We start from the raw sequence: 26,420 nt of genomic DNA on the forward strand, positions 1-26,420 counted from the left end.
TCCTCAAATTATAATCATCACAAACCCCTATTTTTTTTGCCCGTTTAAATACTTTTCAATACTTTTAGATGTATGACAGAAGCAGACTTAGAAGAAGAAAAAAAAGAAATTGCAAAGCAGTATAAAGAGTTGCTAAAAATCAGTTATCGCACCTTAACCAAGGAAGATAAAAAACTGATTCGCAGCGCCTTCGACCTTGCTGTAGATGCACATAAAGAGCAACGCCGTAAAAGTGGTGAGGCTTATATTTTTCATCCTATTGCAGTTGCAAAAATCGTTGCCTCGGAGATTGGTTTAGACGCCACCTCTATCGCAGCAGCACTATTACACGATGTTGTGGAAGATACCGAGTACACTGTTGAGGATATCGAAAAAATGTTTGGCAAAGTGGTTGCTCGCATTGTAGATGGACTTACAAAAATTGCCCACATATCACTTTCGGAAGATGTTTCTATGCAAGCAGAGAATTTCCGTAAAATGTTGCTTACTCTAAATGAAGACATTAGGGTAATCATCATTAAAATTGCGGATAGGCTTCATAATATGCAAACCATGGATAGCATGCCGCCGCATAAACAGCGTAAAATTGCTTCCGAAACACTTTATATATACGCGCCTCTTGCACATCGTATCGGTCTCTATAACATTAAAACAGAACTTGAAGATTTAGGTCTTAAGTTTACTGAACCCGATGTTTACGCCGATATTTTAAGCCGAATTAAAGAAAGCAAAGAAGAGCAAGATGCTTATATCAATGCTTTTAACAATGTTATAAAAAATTCCTTAGATGCCGAAGAATTAGAATACGATATTAAAGGGCGTCCGAAATCTATTTTCTCTATTCGCAGGAAAATGCTGGCTCAAAACGTAACTTTTGATGAGGTTTACGATAAGTTTGCCGTTCGTATTATCTACAAGAGTAAACCTGAAAACGAAAAGTTTTTAGCCTGGAAAATATATTCTATAGTTACTGATCATTTCCGTCCTAACCCAATACGTTTGCGCGATTGGATTTCCTCACCTAAATCAACAGGATACGAAGCCCTTCATATTACCGTAATGGGGCCTAAAGGGCGTTGGGTAGAAGTACAAATTAGAAGTGAGCGTATGAATGAAATTGCTGAAAAAGGTTTCGCAGCGCACTACAAATATAAAAACAAAGAGAAAGACGATGGTGGTTTAGAGAATTGGCTCAATAAATTACAAGATACTTTAGAAAATTCAGAAATAAGCGCTGTAGATTTTGTTGAAGAATTCAAACTGAACCTGTACGCAAAAGAGATTTTCGTTTTCACACCAAAAGGAGACTTATACTCCCTTCCAAAGGGCGCAACTGCTTTAGATTTTTCTTTTCATATTCACACCGAAATCGGGATGCATACTCGTGGAACAAAAGTGAATGGAAAACTAGTTCCCCTAAGTCATCAATTGAAAAGCGGGGATCAAGTTGAAATAATTACATCTGATAATGCAAAGCCAACTGCCAACTGGTTAAACTATGCAACCACTGGTCGTGCGCGATCAAAGATTAAATCTTCTTTAAAAGACGAAAAGAAACAAATTGCCGCTGAAGGAAAAGAAATTTTAACGAGGAAGTTAAAATCATTAAAAATAAATCTTGACGAAAACACCATCAATCAAATGGTTGTATTCTTTAAGGTAAAAACCAGCCTCGATCTGTATTACCGTGTAGGAGCAGGAATTATCGACAACCAAAAGTTGAAAGATTTTGCTTCATCCAGAAGTAATGCCTTTATCAGTTTCTTTAAAAATAAAATCAGAAAGCCAGACAGGCCTGAAGATATCCACAAAGAAGAAATTACTGAAAAGTTCGATCAGCTAGTATTCGGAAAAAACGAAGACAAGTTAGATTACAAAATAGCGAATTGTTGTAACCCGATTCCTGGAGATGATGTTTTTGGATTCGTTACAGTAACCGACGGAATAAAGGTGCATAAAACCACCTGCCCTAACGCTTTACAATTACAGAGTAATTATAGCTACAGAATTATGCCTGCTAAATGGGTAGATTCTACTCAGCGTGAATTCAAGGCAATACTTAATATTAGCGGAATAGATACAATTGGACTTGTAAATGAAGTTACCAAGGTAATTTCAAACAACCTTAATATCGACATGAAGAGTGTTCATTTTGATAGTGACGATGGAGTTTTCACAGGGAAAATTATTGTTATTGTTAAAAACAGAACCATCCTTAACAACTTAATGGATAACATTAAAAAGATTAATGGAATTGACAAAGTTTCCAGAGAATAAGTAAAATAGATGAAGATTTAAGGTGTTCCAAGAATTGAAAACTACAGTATACTTCACGTATTTAGGCCTAAAAAGCTGAATTCTATAGTTCCAAATACCTGAAGTTTCTTTTTCTTCAATTTCCATAATAGAACATCTAAATTTTGAGTAACTTTGCATCCTTATTATGAGCATTAAAACAGACTTAAATAATCAGGCTATTGTAAAGAACGTTTTCACGGGTTTCTTAGAGGAAAAAGGACACCGTAAAACGCCAGAGCGCTTTGCTATACTTCAAGAAATTTATGACCACGACGACCATTTTGATATTGAATCGTTGTATATAAATATGAAGAATAAAAATTATCGCGTAAGTCGCGCAACGCTTTACAACACTATTGAATTACTTTTAGAGTGTGGTTTGGTTCGCAAACATCAGTTTGGACAAAACCAAGCGCATTACGAAAAGTCATATTTCGACCGCAACCACGATCACGTTATCCTTTCGGATGGCGAAGTGATTGAGTTTTGCGATCCTAGAATACAAAGCATTAAAAAAACTATTGAAGAAGTTTTCAATATTGAAATAACCAACCATTCACTATATTTCTACGGAAATAAAAAACCCGCAACAAATTCTGACGCGGACAATTCTTGATAAATTATGGCAGTAGACTTACTACTTGGACTACAATGGGGCGACGAAGGCAAAGGAAAAATTGTCGACGTACTTACAAAAAACTATGATATAATCGCACGCTTTCAAGGCGGGCCAAACGCAGGTCACACCTTAGAATTCGACGGTATTAAACACGTTTTAAGAACAATTCCATCTGGAATTTTCCACACAAACGCAATGAACGTAATTGGTAACGGTGTTGTTATCGATCCTGTTGTTTTTGTAAAAGAACTTGAAGGACTTGACAAATACAATATCGATTACAAGAAAAACTTAATTCTGTCAAGAAAAGCACATATCATTTTACCAACACACCGTTTGCTTGACGCAGCTTCTGAAGCTTCTAAAGGAAAGGCGAAAATTGGTTCTACTTTAAAAGGTATCGGACCAACTTATATGGATAAAACCGGAAGAAACGGAATTCGTATTGGTGATTTAGAATTAGACAACTGGAAAGATAAATATCGCGCATTAGCAGATAAGCATGAAGCGTTAATTGCTTTTCACAATGTTGATGTTCAGTACGATTTAGCAGATCTTGAAGCCGAATTTTTCGCTTCAGTAGAAACGCTAAAAACACTAACATTTATTGATAGTGAAGAATACTTACACCAAGCACAAAAATCTGGAAAGACAATTTTAGCTGAAGGAGCTCAAGGTTCGTTATTAGACATCGACTTTGGAACTTATCCTTTTGTAACGTCTTCAAATACAACTGCTGCTGGTGCTTGTACTGGTTTGGGAGTACCGCCTAACAAAGTAAAAGACGTATTCGGAATATTTAAAGCATACACAACCCGCGTTGGTAGTGGTCCATTCCCTACCGAACTTTTTGATGAAGTAGGCGCAAAAATGGCAAAGATTGGTAACGAATTTGGAGCTGTTACAGGGCGTGCAAGACGTTGTGGATGGTTAGATTTAGTTGCGTTAAAATACGCTGTTCAAGTGAATGGTGTAACACAATTAATAATGATGAAAGCCGACGTTTTAAGCGGATTTGATACATTAAAAATTTGTACTGCATACAATTATAAAGGCGAAACTATTCAGCATCTACCATACAACGTTGAAGCCGAAAACGTTACTCCTATCTATACAGAAATGAAAGGTTGGAAAGCCGATTTAACTAAGATGAGTGAAGCATCTCAGTTACCTCAAGCGCTAAAAGACTACATAGATTTCCTTGAAAAAGAATTGGAAATTCCTATCAAGATAGTATCTGTAGGTCCAGATAGAAAACAAACAATTCTTAGAGATTAAGAATTAGTTTTTAAACATCATAACTTTCAAATACATAATCCTACAAGGTTTTAAAAACCTTGTAGGTATTTGAGTTTAAAGCGGAGAACAAATAAAAGAGAAGCAGCATTTGAAAGCAATAACGGCATATATTTTACTTTTTCTTTTCTTCGGAATACATCTTTCCGCACAGGAAAAACAGAAAGTTGATATACAATCTGGTTATCTAGAAATACGACCAGAGTTTCCGAATGCAGCAATATACACTAAAGACGAATCGGGACAAGTTTATATTGTTCATGAAGGTGTAGAAATGTGGTGCGACCAAGCTTTTGTTTATTTAAAAAGCAACTTCGTTAAAGCTTACGGTCAAGTACGAATTACGCAGGGCGATACTATTTCAATGAATAGTAAATACGCCGAGTATAACGGAAATACTCAATTTGCCTTTGCAAGTGGTGATGTAGTACTTACTGAACCAAAAACTACACTGAAAACAGATACCCTTTACTTCGATAGGGTTAAACAACAAGCTTTTTACAGATCTGGAGGAACTGTACAAGACACCTCGAGTGTATTGACAAGTAGAATTGGAAGGTATTTTGCAGAAAGTCAGAAGTATCAGTTTTTATCAGACGTAAAGATTGTAAATCCAAAATACACGGTAAAGAGCAATCAATTAGACTTTTATTCCGAATCTGGTGATGCTTACCTCTACGGTCCTTCAACTATAGAAAGTGAAACTAGCACTGTATATTGCGAGCGTGGATATTACGACACTCGCGGAGATACAGGTTATTTTGTGAAAAATTCTAGAGTAGATTACGAAAACAGAACCCTTTATGGCGATAGTATTTATTTCGACCGTAATAAAAGTTTTGCTTCGGCCACCAATAACATTAGAGTAATAGACACTATTAACAAAAGCTTTATCCGCGGGCATTACGCTGAAGTTTTTCGCGCTAAAGATTCTGTTTTTATAACCAAAAGAGCTGTTGCAATTACAGTTCGTGACAACGACTCTATTTACGTTCATGCCGATACCTTACAGGTAACAGGAAAGCCTGAAAATAGAATCCTAAAAGGTTTTTACCAAGCAAGAATGTTTAAACCTGGCAAAGAAGGCGATGAACCTACTAGCGGTAAATGCGATTCTATCTACGTAAATGAAAAGCGAGGCATCACAAAGTTATTGCGAAACCCTGTGATGTGGAGTGGTGAAAATCAAATGACTGGTGACACCATTCATATTTTATCAGACACTTTAACGAATAAACTAGACACATTAAAAGTTTTTAATAATGCGTTTTTAGTTCAGAAAGATAGTTTGGGTTACAATCAAGTAAAGGGAGAAAGTCTCATTGGGCTTTTCACAAACAACGAGTTAGATACCGTAAACATCAACAAAAACACTCAAGTAATTTATTATTCTCGAGACGATAAAGAGCAATTAGTTGGGATAAACAATACTGTTTCGAGTTCGATACAAATGTATTTGGAGCAACAGCAAATAACAGGAATTAGATTTATTAAAAAAGCAACAGGTAAAGTATATCCACCATCAATGCTTCCTGAAAACGCTCGGATTTTACCTGGTTTTACATGGAGAGGTGACGAACGTTTATTAAAAGTAGAAGATTTATTTAAAGATAAACCAGCCCCTATTTTACCTAAAATTCAAGGCATTCCGTTGCCTTACGACGAAAGTGAGTTTTTTGAAGATATACCTGAAGATAAAATTCAACTCCCAAAAGAGTCCAAGTTAAGTCCGAAGGATCTCCAAAACCGCCCAGACGACCCTAAAGCGGAAACGGAAGAAGACGAGTAGTTGGAGGTTAGAAGTTGGAGGTTAGAAGTTAGAAGTTGGAAGTTGGAAAATAAATTTCTTTTTTTAAAGATTTCTCAAATTCTTTTGGTTTTACTTTCAATTTCTACAAAACCAAAAGCATTTCTATAGATTTAAATTGCGCATATAATTATTCATAATACAATGAAAAACGACTTCTTCAAATATCAGGCACAAACCACTCCTCACCCATTGGCGATGGAAATTTCTCGTGCAGAAGGGAGTTATATTTACGACAAATCTGGTGGAAAACACCTCGATTTTGTCGCTGGAGTTTCAGCTTGTACACTTGGACATTGTCATCCACGAGTGGTTTCGGCTATAAAAAATCAGACTGAAAAATATCTTCACGTTATGGTTTATGGAGAATACATTCAAGATCCAGCCGTAGCGCTTACAAAATTACTCGTTGAAAATTTACCTGAAAACCTAAACACCACATATTTAGTAAATAGCGGTACAGAAGCCATAGAAGGGGCTTTAAAACTAGCACGACGCGCAACAGGTAGAACACAAATTCTATACGCAAATAACGCCTATCACGGCAACACTATGGGGTCTATGAGTGTTATGGGCTTCGAAGAGCGCAAAAAAGCATTTAAACCTTTAATACCTAATTGTTTTCCTGTTACTTTTAATAACGAAGCAGACCTTGAAAAAATAACTTCAGAGACTGCTGCTATTATTTTAGAAACCATTCAGGGTGGAGCAGGCTTTATTCAGCCAGACAATAACTATCTGAAAAAAGTACGTGAAAAGTGTGACGAAACCGGCACTTTGTTAATCCTAGATGAAATTCAACCAGGCTTTGGCCGCACAGGAGAGCTTTTCGCATTTCAACATTTTGGAATAGCCCCAGACATATTAGTTATGGGAAAAGGAATGGGTGGAGGAATGCCAATTGGTGCGTTTACGACTTCACACGAAGTGATGACATTACTTCAAGACAATCCAAAATTAGGGCATATCACTACTTTTGGTGGTAATCCTGTAATTGCTTCAGCTGCCTTGGCGACACTTCAGGAATTAATTGAAACCGATATTATAAAGCAAACCCTTGAAAAGGAAAAACTGTTTAGAAAACTACTAAATCACCCATTAATTACAGAAGTTCGCGGACGAGGTTTAATGCTTGCAGCAATGGTGGAAACCCCAGAAATTACAAACGAAGTTATCCTTGCTTGTAAGGACCGAGGATTAATTCTTTTTTGGCTACTTTTCGAAGGAAGAGCCATACGTATTACACCTCCCCTAACAATTAGCAATGACGAAATTACAGAGGGTTGTAATATAATTTTAGAAGTTTTAGATTCAATTCAAAAGAAAGCAAACTAAATCATACTATTGATTTTCAGATGTTTATACACTTATTTTCTTGTTGATAAGTTCGTTAACAAGAAACTCGGCATAACAATTGAACTTAAATTATCATTACTATCTTTAAAATAGTTACAACCGTTAAAACGAGCGTATGCAATTAAGTTCAAACGAGCATAACAACTTTGCCCTTGAGAAATTCGAATCTATGCTGAAAACCAACAGCGTACTGTTTTTCGATTCCGAGGAATTTGAAGAAATAGTGCATCATTACCTTGCAAACGGAAAAATGGCACTAGCTAAAAAAGCGACTAAATTAGGTTTAGAGCAACATCCTACTTCTACCAACCTTAAGCTTTTTAAAATTGAAATTTACATCTTCGAAAATCAATTAGATATTGCTGAAGAGCTTTTAAATGAACTTTATTTATTAGAGCAAAGCAACGAGGAAATTTACATTCAAAAAGCAAATATCTTCTCTCGTAGAGATCAACACAAAGAAGCAATTTCGCTATTAGAGCAAGCTTTAGACATCACAACAGATGAAAGCGATGTGCTTTCATTGCTAGGTATGGAATATCTTTTTATGGAAGATTACCAAAACGCCAAGCGATATTTTATGAAGTGTTTAGAGAAAGACGAACAGGATTATTCTGCACTTTACAACATTATTTACTGTTTCGAATATCTTGAAGAATACGAGCAAGCAATAGATTATCTAAATGATTTTTTAAACAAAAATCCTTATTGTGAAGTAGCTTGGCATCAAGTGGGGAAGCAATATTTCGCTTTAAAAGATTATAAAAAAGCACTTGCGGCTTTCGACTTCGCTATTATTAGCGATGATAGATTTATTGGCGCATACCTTGAAAAAGGCAGAGTACTTGAAAAACTCAAAAGATATAGAGAAGCAATAGAAAGTTATTCTATTACATTAGGATTAGACGACCCTACATCATACGCCCTACTTCGCATTGGAAAATGTTATGAGAAATTAGGTAATGATGAAATGGCACTTCAGTTTTTTACTAAATGTGTAGAAGAAGATTCTTTACTAGATAAAGGTTGGATAGCTATTACTGATTATTACTACAAAAACAAGCAGTATCAAAAAGCCTTATACTATATCGAGAAAGCTATTAATATTGATAGTGAAAATGTGCTTTATTGGAAACGTTACGCCAAAATCAACAACAAACTAAGTCTTTTTGAAGAAGCTGAAGTTGGATTTCGTAAAACCTTAGAATTAGGGAATTATGAATTAGAATCTTGGTTAACACGTAGTGATATTTTAACGAAGTTGGGCGAATTTGAAGCAGCTGTAAACAATCTAAATCAGGCACTTGAATTTTATTCAGAAAATGCTGAGTTAGAATACCGACTATCTGGATTGTATTTCATCTTAAACGAACATGATAAAGGTGCGTTTCACTTGAAAAATGCACTAAAATCTGAACCTGAATTTTTTATGATACTTGAAGAATTATTTCCTTCAGTTCTAGAAATTAAAAGGGTTCAAGAAATAATCAAACAACACAAAAATCCTTCTCTTTAATTTGTGTATTTTTGGGGCTTTAGCAATTTAAAATTATGCCTCAAAGAAATTTCATTCAATACTTATTAATTACTGCGAAAGGTTTAGCGATGGGCGCTGCCGATGTTGTTCCCGGTGTTTCGGGAGGTACTATTGCCTTTATTTCAGGTATCTATGAAGAGTTGATAACAACCATTCACAATTTAGACCTAGGATTCTTTAAAATTTGGAAAAAAGAAGGCTTTTCTAAAGCTTGGAAACACTATAATCTTTCGTTTTTACTAGCCCTATTTTCAGGGGTACTTATAAGCATTTTATCCCTTGCAAAATTAATCACTTGGCTGTTGGCGTTTTACCCAATTGCTGTGTGGTCTTTTTTCTTCGGATTAGTAATCGCAAGTATATTATACGTAGGGAAACAGATTTCAAAATGGCGACTTGTAGTAGTTTTGGCATTAATAATTGCCACAGTCCTTTCCTATTTGGTTACTATTGCAGAGCCAATAGGATCACCAGATAGTATTTGGTTTCTTTTCTTAGCTGGTTTTATTGCTATTATCGCGATGATTCTCCCAGGAATCTCAGGAGCTTTTATCCTTTTACTAATGGGCGCTTACACCACAGTTATAGGGATTATCACACAACTTACAGAAGGTATTTCTACATTAGACACAAATCTTATTTTAAATTCCTTAGGAAAAATCTTAATCTTCGGACTTGGTGCTATAGTTGGGTTAAAATTATTTTCTAAAGTGTTAAACTGGTTGTTTAAACACCATAAAAACCTAATATTAGCAGTACTAACTGGGTTTATGATTGGCGCTTTAAATAAAATTTGGCCTTGGAAAGAAGTGCTTCAATACAGGCTAAATCACGCTGGAGAAGAAGTTCCGTTTTTAGAGAGGAGTATTCTTCCACAAAATTTTGATGGAAACCCTCAAGTAATATTGGCGATAGCTTTTGCTGTCATAGGCTTTTTAACCATATTTTTACTTGAACGTGTAGCCGTAAAAAAGCAAAATCCTACTGAGAGTTAAAACTTAAAAACACATATCCCGATAATGTACGAAAACCGCTCCCTTTCTGATAAAGTTTGGTTAGTCCTAAAAGGGCTAGGAATGGGTGCTGCCAATAAGGTTCCAGGGGTTTCGGGGGGTGTTGTTGCTTTTGTAGCTGGCTTTTACGAAGAGTTTATCTACTCGCTACAAAAAATAAACAAAAAAGCTTTTAAACTCTTAATCGGTGGACGGTTTAAGAGTTTATATCGCTATACAAATGGTCAGTTTTTAACATTGCTAATTACTGGAATGGTAATCAGCTATTTTAGTGTTTCTAAATTATTAGACTACCTCATCGTTCACTACGAGCTCTACGTCTGGAGTGCTTTCTTTGGAATGATAATCGGTTCAATTTACTTTATTGCAAAAGATTTTGGTGAGTGGAACAAAAAGTACATAGCCTATCTTATGGCTGGAGTTATTGCTGGTGTGGCCATAAGCTTTTTAGAACCTGCTAAGGAAAACAGCAACCTAATTTTCGTTTTTTTCTGTGGAATCATCAGTGTTTCAGGAATGACTTTGCCAGGGCTTTCGGGATCGTTTATACTAATACTCCTCGGGAATTATGTACTGCTTCTAGTAGATTCTGTAAATGCGCTTTTCGACTCAATTGCCAATGTATTTCAAGGAGATTTTAGTTGGCTTTACGATCCGCACCGCATTGAATTACTTAAAGTTTTAGCTGTTTTTTCTATTGGCTCATTAGTAGGATTAGTTTCACTTTCGCACTTATTGGCTTATGTATTAAAACGATTTAAAAAAGCTACTTACGCAGTAATTATAGGGTTTATTGCTGGGTCTTTAGGCGTTGTTTGGCCTTGGAAGGAAGAAAAATACGTTTATGATAATCTAGGGAATATTGTTGTTGACGCCAACGGAAGAGATATTATTACAGGATATACTCGATATTTCCCAGAATCTTTTGGAACGGAAACCATACTCGCTATAGTGTTTATGGTAGTTGGCGTTTTTATTGTGTTAAGCTTAGATTGGTACGACAATTATAAAAAACAGCAAAATGTCTAAATTCGGATTGGTTGGCAAAAATATTAGTTATTCATTTTCAAGGACTTATTTTACCGAAAAGTTTGAAAAAGAAAACCTGAATCACACTTATGAAAACTTTGATATTCCTTCAATAAATGACTTTCCTAAGGTTATTTCTGAAACTTCAAATTTAATTGGGTTAAGTGTTACAATACCTTATAAAGAGGAGGTGATACCTTTTTTAGATGATTTAGATGAAGAGGCTAAAAAAATAGGAGCTGTAAACACCATAAAAGTGTCAGAATCTAAAATGATTAAAGGATTTAATACCGATCATTATGGATTTCAGAAGTCTTTAGAAGCGTTTCTTCCTATTCATAAGAAAACTGCGCTAATCCTAGGAACTGGCGGGGCTTCAAAAGCAATTGCCTACGCCCTTGAAATGCTGGGATTCGACTTCAAATTTGTAAGTAGAAATAAAACATCGAGTAATTTAAGCTATGATGAACTTGATGAAAACATCATTCAAAATCACTGTTTGATTATTAATTGCACGCCTTTAGGCACTTTTCCTAATATAACTGACTGTCCTAGCATTCCTTACGAGTTTCTTTCAGAAAAACACTTGCTTTTCGACTTGATATACAACCCTGCAGAAACTGAATTTCTAAAACGCGGAAAACATCAAGGAGCAAGAATCTCTAACGGATTAAAAATGTTAGAGTTTCAGGCTGAAAAAGCTTGGGAGATGTGGAATTCATAAAATTTGAGGAAAAACTTCCAAAAAAGCCTCGTGTGCTTTGCTAGTTGCAGAGTTGTTAGTATATTGAACCTCTAAGATAAATGAACCTAAACATTGAAAGAAATGTCTGACGAAAAAATGCCAAAGGATACATCTACTCCATTGAGTAATCATGAAAATGAAAAAGTAATTCCAGATAACGAAACTACATCTGAAAAAGAATCTGTTGCACCTGTAGAAATTGAAAAGGTTGAAATAGAAGAAAAGGTGGCTTCTGATACAGTTTCAGAGGAAACTACTCCTACTACTGCTGATCTGGACGAAATTGAAATTGAAGATGAAGAGGAAGTAGCTTCTTCTGAAGATGAGGAAGAAGACGAAACTAAAGTAGAAGAGGCACAAAAAGATTACAGTACACTAACTAAAAAAGAGTTGATTGCCGAGTTTGAAACTTTATTAAACACGAAGAAAATTCAAGATTTAAAACACGATGTTGAAGAAATTCGCGCGGAGTTTAACAATCAGTTTAATGAGGAATTAGAGCATAAGAAAGAAGATTTTCTTGCTGAGGGCGGAAACATTATTGACTTCCACTACACTACTCCGTTAAAGAAAAAGTTTAATTCACTTTATTTTGATTATAAGGAGAAGCGTAACAACTATTATAAATCCCTTAAAAAGGATCTTCAAGCAAACTTAGATAAGCGCTGGGAGTTGATTGAAGAATTAAAAAGCCTTTTAGGTGCTGAAGAAAATATCAATACAACTTACAAGCACTTTAAAGAAATACAAGAAAAGTGGCACGTTGCAGGTCCAATACCGAGAGACAAGTATAACACGGTTTGGAATACTTACCATCACCACGTTGAAAACTTCTACGATTATCTTCACCTGAATCGTGAATTCCGAGATATGGATTTCAAACACAACTTAGATGCTAAGTTAAAGTTGATTACCCGAGCTGAGGAACTTGCGCAAGAAGCAAATGTAAACAAGGCATTCCGTGAGTTACAGATGCTTCACAAAATGTGGAAAGAAGATATAGGTCCAGTTGCTAAGGAATATCGTGATGAAGTTTGGGATAAGTTTAGTGAAGCTACAAAGGTTATTCACGATAAACGTCAAGCGTATTTAGCCGAGGCTGAAAAAGAGTTTGAAAACAACCTCGAAAAGAAAAAACAACTTATCGAGGAAATAAAAAAGACAACCGAAGAGACGAAACCAAGTCACCAAGGATGGCAAAACTCAATTAAAAAGGTGCAAGAGTTAAGGGATACTTTCTTTAATACGGGTCGTGTACCAAGAGCAAACAACAAGGATATTTGGAAGTTTTTTAAAGATGCTACAAGTAGCTTTAATTATCAGAAAAACTCTTTCTACAAAAATCAAAAGAAAGAACAGTTTACAAATCTTGAAATGAAGCGCGAGCTTATTAAAATTGCTGAAGACAATAAAGACAGCGAAGATTTTGAAACTACAACCCAGTTGATGAAGAAAATTCAGAATGACTGGAAGAATATTGGTCATGTGCCAAGAAAATACAGCGACAAGATTTGGAAGCAGTTTAAAAAAGCTTGTAACCACTACTTCGACCGACTTCACGCTCAGAAAAATGAAGCAAATAAAGAAGAGGTTGCTCACTATGAAGCAAAAGAAGCAATGCTTTCAAAACTTGCTACTTTTGAATTAAGTGGTGATCATAAAACCGATATCAAAGCTATAAAAGACAACATTACTGCTTGGAAAGAAATTGGTCGCGTACCATATAACAAGCGTAATATTGAGCAAAAGTTTAATAAAATACTGGATGCACTTTTCAAAAAGCTTGATTTAGGTAAAAAAGAAGCGGAGCTTATAAAGTTCGACAACAAACTGAATACGCTTGTAAACAGAGATGACGAGCGCAAACTTAAAAATGAACACTTCTTCATTTCTAAAAAGATTGAAGAAACGAAAGATGAAATCCGTCAGTTAGAAAACAACTTAGGTTTCTTCCGCCATGTAGACGACGACAATCCTATGGTTGTAGAAGTTCACAAAAACATCGAACGTCATAAAGAACAATTAGAAGTTTGGAAGGCTAAGCTTTCAAAAATTAAAGAAGTTCGAGAAGACTAAAATTGAACTTTTAAGCATAAAAAAAGATTTAATCATTTCAATTGAGAAAGATTAAATCTTTTTTTATTTCTAAGCTATGCTATTGTGGTTATTGAAGTTTTGCTTCATTCCAAAAATCATCCATTTCTGCAAGCGTCATATCCTTTAAAGATTTGTTCAACTCTTTAGCTTTTCCTTCTAGGTATTGAAAGCGTTTAATAAACTTTTTATTTGTGCGCTCTAATGCATTTTCGGGGTTTACATTTAGGAATCGAGCATAGTTAACCATAGAGAAAAGTACATCGCCAAATTCGGCTTCAATTTTATCTTGATTGTTTTCGTTTATTTCGTGTTGTAATTCACCTAATTCTTCTTGTAATTTTTCAAAAACCTGTTGTGGTTCTTCCCAGTCAAAACCTACACCAGCTACTTTTTCTTGAATTCGACTCGCTTTAACAACTGCCGGTAGAGATTTAGGAACACCTTCCAAAACACTTGTTTTACCTTCTTTTAATTTCAGGTTTTCCCAATTGCGCTTTACGTCAGCTTCATCTGCAACTTTTACATCGCCATAAATGTGTGGGTGACGTGCAATAAGTTTATCGCAAATACTGTTACATACATCTGCAATGTCAAAATCGTTTGTTTCGCTTCCTATCTTTGCGTAAAAAACTATGTGCAAAAGAACATCCCCCAACTCTTTTTTTACCTCATCTAGGTCGTTATCTAGAATTGCATCTCCAAGTTCGTAGGTTTCCTCTATGGTTAAATGACGAAGCGATTCCATAGTTTGTTTTTTGTCCCAAGGGCATTGCTCTCGCAATTCGTCCATAATAGTTAACAATCTATCGAAAGCTTTAAGTTGGTCTTGACGCGTATTTTTCATTGTAAATGAGGTGTAATTAAGTTTTAATGTATTTAATAAATGAAGCAAATTTATAGCGATGCCTAAAGACTATATAACACAGAGGCTATAAAGTTATAGTTTATTATAAAATACCGGGTGATAAATTTTTACTAAAAGAAAAAGTCTTAAAACCCAATTGGATTTTAAGACTTTCGTTATAAAATACTATAACCTTTCTAAGTAATAACAAAGTATTATTTCTTACGAGCGGCTGTACTTTTAGCTGTTCCACCTTTTTTTGCTGAAGGCGCTTTTGCACTTGCAGCTTTAGGAGATGCAGCTTTAGCAGCTGTTTCTTTTTTAGGCTTTGCTGCTACTGTTTCTTTTTCTTTGTCTTCTTCTTTATTTTCAGCTTTTGTTTCAGAAAAATCTGTAAGACCATTTTTAACTAAAAGGTTGTACCACTGTAGTACTTTTTTAATATCACTAGCATACACTCTATCTTCATCGTAGTCTGGTAATACACTAAAAAAGTATTCTTCCAATTCAATTTTAGAAGACTTATGACTAATAGCTTCTTTTCCTTCTTCTTTTGTTGCAATCTTATTAAAGACTTCGCGTAGTGGAACCTCTGCTGATAGTGTGTATATAGCAATTTCTGAAAGCAAGCTCACATTGTGACGGCCACTTACGTTAATTGTTTTACCATCTAAAAGCGACTCTGCTAAAAAGCCTGCTCTTGTTTGGGATTTCAATTTATATAATCCAGGTTTACCGGAGATTGATAACACTTTTTCTAAGCTCATAAAATTCCTTTATTTTTTAATGGTTACAAATATCTTTGGTTTGGTTTAGATACGCAAGTGAGTTAGCGTTTCTTTTTTGCATTTGGAAATTTCATTCGGTAATCGATGTTAATCTTCCCTTTTGAAATATTCGCAAGCTTACTTTTTATTAATCTTCTCTTTAACGGAGATAGTTTATCGGTAAATAAAACTCCTTCGATATGGTCGTATTCGTGTTGAATAATTCTCGCTACCATTCCTTTAAAAGACTCCTTGTGTTTTTTGAAGTTTTCATCGTAATATTCCATTACAATTTCAGGTTGGCGGAATACATCTTCGCGAACATCTGGTATACTTAAACATCCTTCATTAAAAGCCCATTCATCTCCAGATTCTTCTAAAATTCTAGCGTTGATAAATACCTTCTTAAATGTTGAAACATATTTCTGCTCATCTTCAGTAAGATCTTCGTCATCTTCAAAAGGGGTAGCATCAACAATAAAAAGACGAATCGGTAAATTTACCTGTGGTGCAGCAAGACCAATACCACGTGCCTCATACATTGTTTCGAACATATTTTCGATTACCTCATTAAGGTTTGGATAATCTTTTGTTATTTCTTCGGTTTCCTTTCTTAAAACTGGATCGCCGTAAGCTACTATTGGTAAAATCATTCTCTATTATCTATTATAATTTTTATTCATTATTATGCTAGGCGTGCGATAAATTGCGAGCTCACAAAGTTATTTATTATATAAATACTCCTGTAAAATTATTGTTGCACTAATTTCATCAACTAGCGCCTTATTTCTACGTTGCTTCTTTTTAAGACCGCTATCAATCATAGTTTGAAACGCCATTTTGCTAGTATAACGTTCGTCAACACGTTTAACTTGTAAGTCGGGGAAGATATTTGAAAATTTCTTTAAAAACTTCTGAATTTCCTCTTCTATACTGGAATGTGTTCCATCTTTCTGTTTAGGTTCACCTACCAAAACCAATTCAACTTTTTCTGAAGCTATATATTTCTTCAAGAAATCGATTAGTTCCGGAGTAGCAACCGTGGTTAACCCTGAAGCAATTAGCTGCAACTCGTCTGTAATGGCGATGCCTGTTCGTTTACTACCGTAATCTAATGCTAAAATTCTTCCCATAACTTCGGCAAAAATAAGCCTTTGTGAATTACTATACTATTATGAGCCGTTTTTTTGATTTATGAAGAGTATATTTGTGGGATTAGGGGCTAGATGGTAGAAGTTGGAAGTTGGAGGTTGGAAGTTGGAAGTTGGAAGTTGGAAGTTGGAGGTTGGAGGTTAGAAGTTGGATGTGAGTTAAAGTTAACTACTATAGAATTAACAAAGAGAAAAGTAAATTAAAATTATTAACGATTATATATAATGACCGAACTAAAGACGATTATAGAAAAAGCTTGGGACGATCGATCCTTACTAACCGAATCTGAAACACTTGTGGCTATCCGTCAAGTTGTAAATTTATGCGACCAAGGGAAATTGCGTTGTGCAGAGCCTGTAGCCGATGGGTGGCAAGTTAACGAATGGGTAAAAAAAGCCATTGTGCTTTACTTCCCTACCCAGAAAATGCGCACTATGGAGGCTGGAATTTTTGAGTATCACGATAAAATTCCGTTGAAATCTGGGTATGAAGCCAAAGGAGTTCGCGTTGTACCTCATGCTGTGGCGCGCCACGGAGCTTATATTTCAAAAGGGGTAATTTTAATGCCTAGTTATGTAAACATTGGAGCTTACGTTGATGAAGGTACAATGGTAGATACTTGGGCTACAGTTGGCAGCTGTGCTCAAATTGGTAAAAACGTTCACCTTAGTGGTGGTGTAGGTATTGGAGGGGTTTTAGAGCCTTTACAAGCTTCCCCAGTAATTATTGAAGACGATGCTTTTATAGGCTCGCGCTGTATCGTTGTAGAAGGTGTACGCGTAGGGAAAGAAGCTGTTTTAGGGGCAAACGTAGTGCTTACTGCTTCAACAAAAATTATAGATGTTACAGGAGAATCTCCTGTTGAAACGAAAGGCTATATTCCTGAGCGTTCGGTAGTAATTCCTGGTAGTTATACCAAAAAATTCCCAGCAGGTGAATATCAAGTTCCTTGTGCGCTAATAATTGGGAAACGCAAAGAAAGTACAAACTTAAAAACATCGCTTAACGACGCTTTACGCGAGTACGGTGTTGCGGTATAATCCAGAAGAACCTTGGTTTTGATTTAAAACCAATCCAATTCTTAAAAACAATATCGAGTTGTTATAATTAAATATAGCAACTCGTTTTTATTGTATAAAATACAGGGGACTACCTAGGTATGTTAATTAAAACCAAAATGAATAGGTATTTATCTCTTTAAGGTTTTAAACCTGTATTTTTGCCAAAAATTAAAATAGATTAATATTATGAGATTTATATTTGCTTTATTATTTGCAATTTCACTGGTTTCTTGTAACGATTCAGCTAGCAATGGCTACAAGTTTGAAGGTGATGCTATTGGGTTTGAAAATGGAGACAAGATTTATGTATTCACCTTAGAAAATAAACAACCTAAAGCTGTGGACACATTAACAGTAACCGATGGAAAGTTTTCGGCTACTTATAATAAGAGTGAAGGTTACAACCTAAACTTCTTACGTATAGATGGTGTGAACGGCTCTGTTTTATATTTCCCTGAAAACGTAGATATGAAAGCTGTAGTTTATAAGGATAGCCTACAAGCTTCAAGAGTGAGCGGTGGAAAAGAAAACGAAGCTTATAGTGAGTTTGTTGACAAGATGGTTTCTTTAAACAAAGTTAAGCAACAACAAATGGAGCGTTATCGTGCTGCACAACAAGAAAATGATACTGCTGCCATTACACAGGTGCAAAGTGAAAACTTAAACTTGATGAATGAGGAAATTGAATTCAAAAAAGATTTCTTAAGTAAAAACAACAATTCTATTTTCGCTGTAATGCTAATTTCTGAAATGGTTAGCAAAAAGGAATTAAACCCAAATGAGGCTTCAACATTTATTGACAATCTGAACCCAAAACTAGCCGAGAACGAGTTGGTTATTGACCTTAAAAACAACGTATCGTCTTTAAAGAAAGCGAGTATTGGTAGTAAAGCCCCAAATTTTAGCGCTCCTACTCCTACTGGCGAAATGATGTCGTTGGAAGATGCATTAGGAAAATATACTATAATTGATTTTTGGGCTTCTTGGTGTAAGCCATGCCGTGTAGAAAACCCTAACGTAGTAAAGGTTTATAATAAATATCACGAAAAAGGATTAAACATCATTAGCGTTTCCTTAGATAAAGACACTCAGAAAGACAAATGGCTTCAAGCTATTGAAGATGATAAAATGGATTGGTATCACGTTTCTAACTTAAAGTGGTGGCAAGATCCTATTGCGCAGCAATACAATATACGTGCTATTCCAGCAACTTTTTTACTAGATGAAAACGGAGTTATTATAGATAAAGACCTTAGAGGTGCAGCTTTAGAAGCTAAAATTTCAACCTTGTTAGGTGGAGAATAATTTCTAAAAATTTAAAAACCAAAAAAGCCTCGAAAACACATTGTTTTCGAGGCTTTTTTATTGAGGTACTTTCCCTCTACCCTATTCTTTTTAGTTTAAAAGAAAACTAACATTTACTGAGGTTTTAATCTCCATTTCGCCAGGAGCAATTGTTTCTTGACCTCCTCCACTTTGATCACTCATCATTGCAGATTTGTACATTATAGGCCCAGGTCCAGCATTTGTCTGTTCACTAATTGAAACTGCTTTCCCTACAGTTTGATTTAAAACACCTGCGTATTCTTTCGCTTTCATCAACGCATTTTCGATTGCATTTTTACGCGCTTGACTTTCCAAAGCTTCCTTTTTTGAAGACGAAAACATAACACCATCTATACGATTAACGCCCGTATCTAGAAGGCCACTAATTATAGCTTCGTATTGAGATAAGTCGTATAACTTTATCGAGATAGCCTGGTTTGCAGCAAACGTATATGTTTTTGTGTTGTAATCGTAGTTCTTATTTAAATTCATGTACTGGGTTTGAACATCTTTATTTTCGATGTTCATTTTCTTCAGAAATTTAATAACATCGTTTACAATAGCATCGTTTTGTTTTTTTAACGATTTAACGTTTTCACCTGTATTTTCTACACGAATATTTATTGTTACCTCATCGGGAACAACACGTACAATACCTTCGCCTGTAACATCTATAGTTGGAGGTGGAAGAGTGTTTTGAGCCATAACTGCGGTTGTTGTTAATGCTAAAATTAAAATGGTTTTGAGTGCTTTCATATTTTGTTGAATTAGTTTAATAACTGTTGAGATTTTAAATCTTCCCAAGTTTATGCATAATGAATAAAATAATTAAGGGAACAGCAAGTAACACAACAATCCACAAACTTGTAGTAAATAAGCTAGGTACAAACATTAGTGTTAGTGCATAACCTCCTAAAGCTCCACCTATATGTGCATCGTGACCTACATTTCCTAGTCTTTTTTTCATTCCGAAGATAGAATACAACAAATATGCCACACCAAATAACCAAGCTGGAATAGCAATAGGTATAAAAAATAAATAGAGCCCCATATTTGGATGAAATAATATAGCAGAATACAAGATTCCCATAACTGCACCACTTGCTCCTATTGCGCTGTAATGAGGTTCATCCTTATGAAAGTAAAACGAAAGTAAATTCCCTGCTAATAAGCTTACAACATAAATAATTACGAAGGAAGTTACACCAATACTATTAATTACAACGGGGGCAAAAAAGTATAGGGTAAGCATATTGAAAAGTAAATGCGAAAAATCTGCGTGCAAAAATGCCGAGCTAAACATTCTTATTTGCTCTCCGTGGCGTATCCCAGAAATATTGAATTTATACTTATTAAAAAAGGCTATGTCGTTAAAACCTTTCATTGATATAATTACGTTTGCAGCGATAATTACAATTGTTGCGATGTCTATGTTTAACATATAAATAGTTGAAAATTTTGAAATCAAAAATACGAAAACCAAGGGTGAAATTAGGAGTATTTAAGCCGAATTGTGAATTTATTGGCAGCTATTTGCAAACCTTCTTTACCTTCAACAATTACCGACAAAACTATAGATTCTCTAAGATAGCGTTTATTTGAAGCGAGAATTCAGCTAGTGATGAAGTTACAATACTTTAGGAAATGATAAAAGGAGTGAGAGTAATTAAAAAATCACTTTTAATTTCCTATTTCCAATGTACACTTTCAAAAAATAAATTGAGTAGTTTTGCGGTTTCATTACCTATGCAAAGAATTCTATATATATTGGTTTACCCTATTCTGTGGCTTATTTCAAAGTTGCCAATGCGTATTTTATATATAAAATCAACTGCGTTATTTATATTGGTTTACTACATTGTCGGGTATCGTAAGAAAGTAGTAAAAGAGAATTTGGCCTTAGCTTTTCCCGAAAAAACCCAAGAAGAACGCAATAAAATCACCAAAGCCTTTTTCAAGCATTTATGCGATCTTATTTTTGAAACCATAAAAGCTTTTACCATTTCAGAAAAAGAAATCCGCAAGCGCTTTCTAGTTACCAATGTTGAAATTCTAGACAGCTATTACATCAGTGATAAAAGTATTTTATTGATGGCTGGGCATTATGGAAATTGGGAATGGAGTGGTATTCTAAACAAACTCATGAAACATCAAGCTCACGCTGTTTACAAGCCGTTAGACAATAAACAATTTGACGATTTGGTTAAAAAAACTCGGGAGCATTTTGGAGGTATAATTGTAAGTAATAGAAAAATTGTTCCGGTTCTTTTCCGAAAATGGAAAAAGGGAATAAAAACGCTCACCTACATTCTTTCCGATCAATCTCCTAAACTGAATGCCTTTAAATATCGCGATACATTTATGGGTATAGATGTACCTATGTTTACTGGAACCGAGGAATTGGCTAAAAAGTTAGACTTTGCAGTGCTTTATTTAAAAGTTGAAAAAGTAAAGCGCGGGTATTACACCGCCACATTTGTTTCTATTGCAGATCACCCAAAGACGTATGAAGACTTTCAAATTACAAGAATGTTTTTTGATATGTTAGAAACGCAAATTCGTGAAAACCCAGCGCATTATCTATGGTCGCACAAACGTTGGAAACACAGAAAACAATAACAAATCCAAATTTTTTTTAGCGTCTTTTAAAAGACACCCTTTGAAGTAATAAGGAAGTTAATAATTTAAACTATCTAATGGACTTTTAATTTTATTTAGTTGTTTTTGAGTTACATTGGTATAAATCATAGTTGTTTTAATACTGTAGTGTCCCAATAAATCTTGAATTAACCTAATATCTGTCCCGGTTTGTAATAAATGCGAAGCGTAACTATGCCGCAAGCCGTGTAGGCCTACATTTTTATTAATTCCTGCATTTTTTAAAGCTTCTCTAAAAATTGTTTGTACAGTTCCTTTAGAATATTGTCCGCCAAACCTACCTTCTAGTAAGTATTTTTTTGGTTTATACTGAAAATAATATCTCCTTAATAAAGGCAAAATCGAATTTGGTAACGGGACGTATCTGTCTTTTTTGCCTTTTGCTTGAGCTATCAGTACTATTCCGTCTTTAGAATTAATGTGTTCTAGTTTAAGGTTAACCACCTCACTTACTCGCAAGCCCATACCGTAGCATAATTGTAATGCTAAGAGGTGTTTGATGTTTGTAACTTGTTTAAAAAGTAAAGAAATTTCTCGTTGGGTTAATGTTTTTGGTAGCGTTGCCGGCTTTTTAGGTCTTGGGATATCAAAAAACATCTTCTCCTGGTGTAAGACTTGCTCGAAATAAAATTTAATTGCATTTATTTTCCCATTTAATTTTCGCTCTTTCATTCTTTCATTTTTTAAACAATAGAGGAAATAGGACTTAAGTTTCTCTGGAGTAAGCTTTTCTACAGGATAATTATTTAGCAATAACAATAAATGCTTTAGTTCTGTGCAATAAACCCGAATTGTATTTTCGCTATAAGCTTTAAGATTTAATTGGTTTACAAAGTTTAACATAGCTTGCTGATTTACTGGATGAATATTATACAGCAATTTATCTTCATTGTTTTTTTTAGGTAGGAATAGCACTTCTCTTACGGCAGGTGTGTCTAATAAATACCAAGATTTATTGGATTGGCTCCATTTAGCTGATGGAAATCTTTTCTTTAAGGCATTTTTTAGATGGAATTGATATGGAAATCTAACCCAAATCACGGGTTTATTCCGATGAGCTCCAGGTTCGAATTTATAATTTTTCAGGTCCATAGCATATCGTCATTTTGTATATCAAACAATCTGAAAATTCGTGATATACGCCTCAAAATAACGCATAGAAAAAACTGTATAAACGCTTATGTGGTGGTAGTTGCGTAAAAAATTAGGTGTTTTTCGGGGTATTTTACTAAATTGCGTATATTTACGTGTTAGCGGCAATGTGATTCCGTAAATTTTTGCCTAGTTCTTTTTTCGCGATTTTTTTTTGGATTTTTAAGTCAGATAATTTGGAAAAGCTGAACTCATAAAAACAAAATATCACGGCCGACTTGCTCTGCGCCTGTTAGATCTGGGCTTTCACTAACTCTTTTGCTTATCACCTACACTACGTCGGATTGACCACCGAAGCGGCCAATCTGTGTATATAATGAAAAAAACACTGCCGCTAACACTGGCTATAATTCATTACGGCGGAATTTCCTAGCGGAAATTCCATACTTTTTTGCTATCTTCGGGCTACGGCCGAATGACACTGCGTGCCATTCCGTAACAAACCATAGCCGGAACCGTTACCATACATTTGATGAAAAAACGAAATCCATATTTGGGAACAATATTGACTATTGGAATTGTTCTGCTCTTTCAAGTAAATTATGTGAGGGAATTAATTGATCCAATAAGAGAATTTTTTCCAGTTTTATGGATTGCACTTATTATTTGGAGTATTTACGGGAGAATAAAATATAGAAATGGTAAAAATGTTGACCAATTAAGAATACCAACAAATAATGATGATTATAATAAAACAGTACCTTTTATTTTTGGGATAATATTATCTGTAGGTGGAATTTTAGCTCTGAAATATTTTGAATCGGAAAAAATTATGTGGAGTTTACTTCTGCTAACTGGAATTCTATTATTGATTTTAGGGTTTTTATTTGTTCCAAGTGGTATTATAGAAATTAAAAATAATGAATTGAGTTTTGAAAATGGAGCAAGAAAACAAACAATCGCAATTGATAAGCTAAATAATATTGAATTAAAATCAAGTGACATAATTCTGACTGAAAAAAACGAAAAAAAGCATTATTTAAATCATATGAATTTAAACGAGTCTGATTATAAAAAAATTTCGGAATTTCTAAATGAAAAACTGAATCCAAAAATCGAAATAAAAACGTATGGTAACACCGTGTATAATTAATTGCTTTTTTCAGCTTACTTACGAACATTCCTGCGGAATGTTCTATCTGTGATTTATTTGCTAACTTACTCGCTTAACCACGCAACTAACCATACACAAGACCGTTGTGCAACATTTGAAAAAAACATCGAGGATGGAATTAGAATATCTGAATAGTATTAAAAAGCAGTTTGAATATTACAAATCTGTCGGAGAAAAAACATTCGACCAACTTGACGAAGATGATTTTTTTTGGCAATTTAACGAAGAATCAAATTCAATTGCGATAATAGTAAACCATATTTGGGGAAATATGAAATCACGTTGGACTGATTTCCTTACTTCTGACGGAGAAAAAGAATGGCGGAATCGTGATTTGGAATTTGAATCTGTGATTAAAACAAAAGATGAATTATTATCAAAATGGAATGACGGTTGGAAATGCCTATTTGACGCTTTAAATTCTGTAAATAGAGAGAATTTTGAAACAGAGATTTTTATTAGAAATCAAGCTCATTCAATTTTAGAAGCAATAAATCGACAATATGCCCATTATTCATATCATGTTGGACAAATTGTTTATGTTGGGAGAATGATTAAAGGAACTGAATGGAAAAGTTTGACAATCCCAAAAGGAAAATCATCGGAATTTAATAAAACAAAATTCTCGAAAGGAAAACACGATGGACATTTTTCAGATGACTTAAAATAACGAAAAAAGTCGAGTAGGTAAAGGGGAATCTCACCCCTAAACCTCTCACAGAACCGTACGTGATGCTCTCACATCATACGGCTCTTCTTAACAAGTCAAGGCTTAAAACCATATTGCCAATGCACAAATAGATTAGGATAATGCTTTGCAGTTTCCTGTAACCATTTGTAAGCAAAGTACCAATGTTTTCGCCTGAACCTCCGATATTTGTTTCGTACCCATTTCGCTAATCGCTTATTCAAAAACCGAAATACATAATGCAGTTCGCTCATTCGAACTTTACCATAATAATGAATCCAACCTCGAACTCTGTCCGCTATGATAGCTGCCAAATCGGGCAGCCGTAAGTGAACCATTCGGTGCAGTTTCATCTTGAATAAAGTTTGATTGATGCGTTTCTGACTTTTACGACTGATGGAGGGTGTAAATCCCAAATGAAAGTTGCCAAAGTATCCCTTAACCATTCTCGGCTTAAACGTAAACCCCAAAAAATCTAAGGTTACATAATGCACCTTAAATGGTGGATGCTTCTTTTGGTTGCGCTTGCAATACACTATATTGCTCTTGCCGTCTTTTATTTGAAGTTTGCACTTCCTAAATCGGGCTTTTACCGCTTCCAATGTCCGCAAGGCTTGTTTGAAGTTTTGGCAATGGATGATAATATCATCGGCATACCTTTCAAACTTTACTTGTGGATGGTGCTTCTCTAACCACTTGTCAAAGACAAAGTGCAAGAAGATGTTTGCCAATAGTGGACTTATTACTCCTCCCTGTGGTGTGCCTTTGCTTCGTGGTTCAATCGTACCGTCTTTCTTTTGGATTGAGGCTTCTAACCACCGTTTTACGTACAAATGAATGTGCTTCTTGTCGGTAAAATGACTCAAAGCTTTCATCATTAACTCATGATCTATCTCATCAAAGAAACTCTTGATGTCTAAGTCTATCGCCCAATCCATTTTCATGCAGTTTTCCCTGCATTGTTTTATGGCTTGGTGGGCTGACTTATGAGGACGGTAGCCAAATGAATTTGCACTAAAATGCTTATCCACTACGGTTTCCAATTCCTCTCTGATGACCATTTGTGCCGTACGGTCTTGTACCGTTGGTATGCCCAATTTTCTTACCCTTCCATCGGACTTGGGTATGGCTACTTCGCGAACAGCTTTGGGATAGTAACTGCCACTTGCCAAACGATTCCATACCGGATATAAATACTTTCTCGCTTGTGAGGAGATTTCCTTTATAGACAAATTATCCACTCCGGCTGCTCCTCCGTTACTTCTTACCTTTTGAAAGGCTTCCCATACCTGTCGCTTCTCTATCGGTTGCGACTTTTGTTTCTCTTCGAAAATCATCCTAAATTCTCATTTAGTTGTAATACAAGTTAAAACTGTTAAGTCAGTCACTTCGCTCCTGCCATTTTTCAATGGCTATCATCACTACTACGAACTAATCCGTCACTAATAGCTAGTATGGCTACTTTCTGCCTTGCCCTTCGGGGTTGTGGCATTTTTGCACTAACTCTTAGCTTCTCCTGTTCCGTAATTGAGCCGTCTAGTAAAGCTCCTGCCCTCTTTATGCCGATTGTCACTTGACCAATATTGCAGGTTACGATCGTCAAGTTCTGTCTCGCAGGACCGCCCATCCTTTGATTTTGACAATGCTAAAGTTGTTTACGACACTTCTACAAGGGTTCACTCTCTTCTCGTTCAGCTTCTTTACTCCTACCATAGCTCGCTACTTACCCTACAAATGGCGGTAGTGCCTTTGACTGGAGTGTCTATATTTGTTGTGACAACTTAATTAAGCCCTAAATGATTAAATTTAACATATGGCAAGAAAACATGAAAACGATTTTAAGGTTCTAATCGTAGAATTA

At 35.2% G+C, this 26,420-nt stretch carries 24 protein-coding genes; 16 read left to right on the forward strand and 8 right to left on the reverse strand.

The genetic code is table 11. The features are described from left to right. Positions 1-72: 72 nt before the first annotated feature. From FHP04_RS05570 to FHP04_RS05615, 10 genes are all read left to right on the forward strand, one after another. Positions 73-2,277, forward strand: coding sequence for a RelA/SpoT family protein (locus FHP04_RS05570; protein WP_139854993.1), 2,205 nt, complete (start codon positions 73-75; stop codon positions 2,275-2,277). 166 nt (positions 2,278-2,443) lie between these two features. Beyond that, positions 2,444-2,914 (forward strand): Fur family transcriptional regulator, encoded by a 471-nt coding sequence (locus tag FHP04_RS05575; RefSeq protein WP_139854994.1) that lies wholly within the window; start codon positions 2,444-2,446, stop codon positions 2,912-2,914. A 6-nt stretch (positions 2,915-2,920) separates the two neighbouring features. Then, positions 2,921-4,195, forward strand: a complete 1,275-nt coding sequence (locus FHP04_RS05580) for an adenylosuccinate synthase (RefSeq protein ID WP_139854995.1) — start codon at positions 2,921-2,923, stop codon at positions 4,193-4,195. Between the two features lie 109 nt (positions 4,196-4,304). Continuing rightward, complete coding sequence (locus tag FHP04_RS05585; RefSeq protein ID WP_139854996.1) at positions 4,305-6,002, forward strand: OstA-like protein; 1,698 nt, start codon at positions 4,305-4,307, stop codon at positions 6,000-6,002. Between the two features lie 162 nt (positions 6,003-6,164). Beyond that, on the forward strand, positions 6,165-7,355 hold the full coding sequence (locus tag FHP04_RS05590) for an aspartate aminotransferase family protein (RefSeq protein ID WP_139854997.1): 1,191 nt from the start codon (positions 6,165-6,167) through the stop codon (positions 7,353-7,355). A 136-nt stretch (positions 7,356-7,491) separates the two neighbouring features. Continuing rightward, entirely contained in the window at positions 7,492-8,892 is a 1,401-nt protein-coding gene (locus tag FHP04_RS05595; RefSeq protein WP_139854998.1) for a tetratricopeptide repeat protein, read from the forward strand. A gap of 35 nt (positions 8,893-8,927) precedes the next feature. Then, positions 8,928-9,908, forward strand: coding sequence for a DUF368 domain-containing protein (locus tag FHP04_RS05600; RefSeq protein ID WP_139854999.1), 981 nt, complete (start codon positions 8,928-8,930; stop codon positions 9,906-9,908). Between the two features lie 24 nt (positions 9,909-9,932). After that, positions 9,933-10,955, forward strand: a complete 1,023-nt coding sequence (locus tag FHP04_RS05605; RefSeq protein ID WP_139855000.1) for a DUF368 domain-containing protein — start codon at positions 9,933-9,935, stop codon at positions 10,953-10,955. Then, the gene (locus FHP04_RS05610) at positions 10,948-11,679 is read left to right on the forward strand and encodes a shikimate dehydrogenase family protein (protein WP_139855001.1); all 732 of its coding nucleotides are present in this window, start codon (positions 10,948-10,950) and stop codon (positions 11,677-11,679) included. Before FHP04_RS05605 ends, FHP04_RS05610 begins: the two co-directional genes overlap by 8 nt. A gap of 102 nt (positions 11,680-11,781) precedes the next feature. Next, complete coding sequence (locus tag FHP04_RS05615) at positions 11,782-13,776, forward strand: DUF349 domain-containing protein (protein WP_139855002.1); 1,995 nt, start codon at positions 11,782-11,784, stop codon at positions 13,774-13,776. An 88-nt stretch (positions 13,777-13,864) separates the two neighbouring features. Here the strand turns inward: FHP04_RS05615 and mazG are convergent, their stop codons facing one another. From mazG to ruvX, 4 genes are all read right to left on the reverse strand, one after another. Next, a complete protein-coding gene (gene mazG, locus FHP04_RS05620) occupies positions 13,865-14,641 on the reverse strand; it encodes a nucleoside triphosphate pyrophosphohydrolase (protein WP_139855003.1) in 777 nt (258 codons plus the stop codon). A 215-nt stretch (positions 14,642-14,856) separates the two neighbouring features. Next, the gene (locus tag FHP04_RS05625) at positions 14,857-15,408 is read right to left on the reverse strand and encodes a DUF5606 family protein (RefSeq protein WP_139855004.1); all 552 of its coding nucleotides are present in this window, start codon (positions 15,406-15,408) and stop codon (positions 14,857-14,859) included. A 62-nt stretch (positions 15,409-15,470) separates the two neighbouring features. Beyond that, positions 15,471-16,061, reverse strand: a complete 591-nt coding sequence (gene def / locus FHP04_RS05630) for a peptide deformylase (RefSeq protein WP_139855005.1) — start codon at positions 16,059-16,061, stop codon at positions 15,471-15,473. Between the two features lie 69 nt (positions 16,062-16,130). Next, entirely contained in the window at positions 16,131-16,541 is a 411-nt protein-coding gene (ruvX, locus tag FHP04_RS05635) for a Holliday junction resolvase RuvX (RefSeq protein ID WP_139855006.1), read from the reverse strand. Between the two features lie 93 nt (positions 16,542-16,634). Between ruvX and FHP04_RS14775 the strand changes: the two genes are divergently transcribed. The 3 genes from FHP04_RS14775 to FHP04_RS05645 all read left to right on the forward strand — a co-directional run bounded on the left by FHP04_RS14775 (position 16,635) and on the right by FHP04_RS05645 (position 18,926). Next, a complete protein-coding gene (locus FHP04_RS14775) occupies positions 16,635-16,763 on the forward strand; it encodes a hypothetical protein (protein WP_262710109.1) in 129 nt (42 codons plus the stop codon). Positions 16,764-16,784: 21 nt separating this feature from the next. Next, positions 16,785-17,600 carry a 2,3,4,5-tetrahydropyridine-2,6-dicarboxylate N-succinyltransferase gene (locus FHP04_RS05640; protein WP_139855007.1) on the forward strand — a complete coding sequence of 272 codons (816 nt, stop codon included), beginning with the start codon at positions 16,785-16,787 and terminating at the stop codon, positions 17,598-17,600. A gap of 207 nt (positions 17,601-17,807) precedes the next feature. Continuing rightward, entirely contained in the window at positions 17,808-18,926 is a 1,119-nt protein-coding gene (locus FHP04_RS05645) for a TlpA disulfide reductase family protein (RefSeq protein WP_139855008.1), read from the forward strand. A 90-nt stretch (positions 18,927-19,016) separates the two neighbouring features. Here the strand turns inward: FHP04_RS05645 and FHP04_RS05650 are convergent, their stop codons facing one another. Together FHP04_RS05650 and FHP04_RS05655 are read right to left on the reverse strand one after the other, a co-directional pair. Further along, a complete protein-coding gene (locus FHP04_RS05650) occupies positions 19,017-19,703 on the reverse strand; it encodes an SIMPL domain-containing protein (RefSeq protein ID WP_139855009.1) in 687 nt (228 codons plus the stop codon). A 34-nt stretch (positions 19,704-19,737) separates the two neighbouring features. Then, the gene (locus tag FHP04_RS05655) at positions 19,738-20,388 is read right to left on the reverse strand and encodes a rhomboid family intramembrane serine protease (RefSeq protein ID WP_139855010.1); all 651 of its coding nucleotides are present in this window, start codon (positions 20,386-20,388) and stop codon (positions 19,738-19,740) included. A gap of 203 nt (positions 20,389-20,591) precedes the next feature. Here FHP04_RS05655 and FHP04_RS05660 point away from each other — a divergent pair, with 203 nt between their 5' ends. Then, positions 20,592-21,566, forward strand: a complete 975-nt coding sequence (locus FHP04_RS05660) for a lysophospholipid acyltransferase family protein (RefSeq protein WP_246051394.1) — start codon at positions 20,592-20,594, stop codon at positions 21,564-21,566. Positions 21,567-21,623: 57 nt separating this feature from the next. On the opposite strand, the gene FHP04_RS05665 is transcribed toward FHP04_RS05660, so the two are convergent. Then, on the reverse strand, positions 21,624-22,697 hold the full coding sequence (locus FHP04_RS05665; RefSeq protein ID WP_139855011.1) for a tyrosine-type recombinase/integrase: 1,074 nt from the start codon (positions 22,695-22,697) through the stop codon (positions 21,624-21,626). Between the two features lie 532 nt (positions 22,698-23,229). On the opposite strand from FHP04_RS05665, the gene FHP04_RS05670 reads away from it, so the two are divergent. Then, a complete protein-coding gene (locus FHP04_RS05670; protein ID WP_139855012.1) occupies positions 23,230-23,850 on the forward strand; it encodes a hypothetical protein in 621 nt (206 codons plus the stop codon). A gap of 133 nt (positions 23,851-23,983) precedes the next feature. Then, positions 23,984-24,541: a DUF1572 family protein gene (locus FHP04_RS05675; RefSeq protein WP_139855013.1), complete on the forward strand. Its 558-nt coding sequence runs from the start codon at positions 23,984-23,986 to the stop codon at positions 24,539-24,541. A gap of 95 nt (positions 24,542-24,636) precedes the next feature. Here the strand turns inward: FHP04_RS05675 and ltrA are convergent, their stop codons facing one another. Further along, positions 24,637-25,896: a group II intron reverse transcriptase/maturase gene (ltrA, locus tag FHP04_RS05680; protein ID WP_139855014.1), complete on the reverse strand. Its 1,260-nt coding sequence runs from the start codon at positions 25,894-25,896 to the stop codon at positions 24,637-24,639. Between the last annotated feature and the right edge of the window lie 524 nt (positions 25,897-26,420).

The sequence above is a fragment of the Aequorivita sinensis genome (assembly GCF_006346335.1).
GTDB lineage: Bacteria > Bacteroidota > Bacteroidia > Flavobacteriales > Flavobacteriaceae > Aequorivita > Aequorivita sinensis.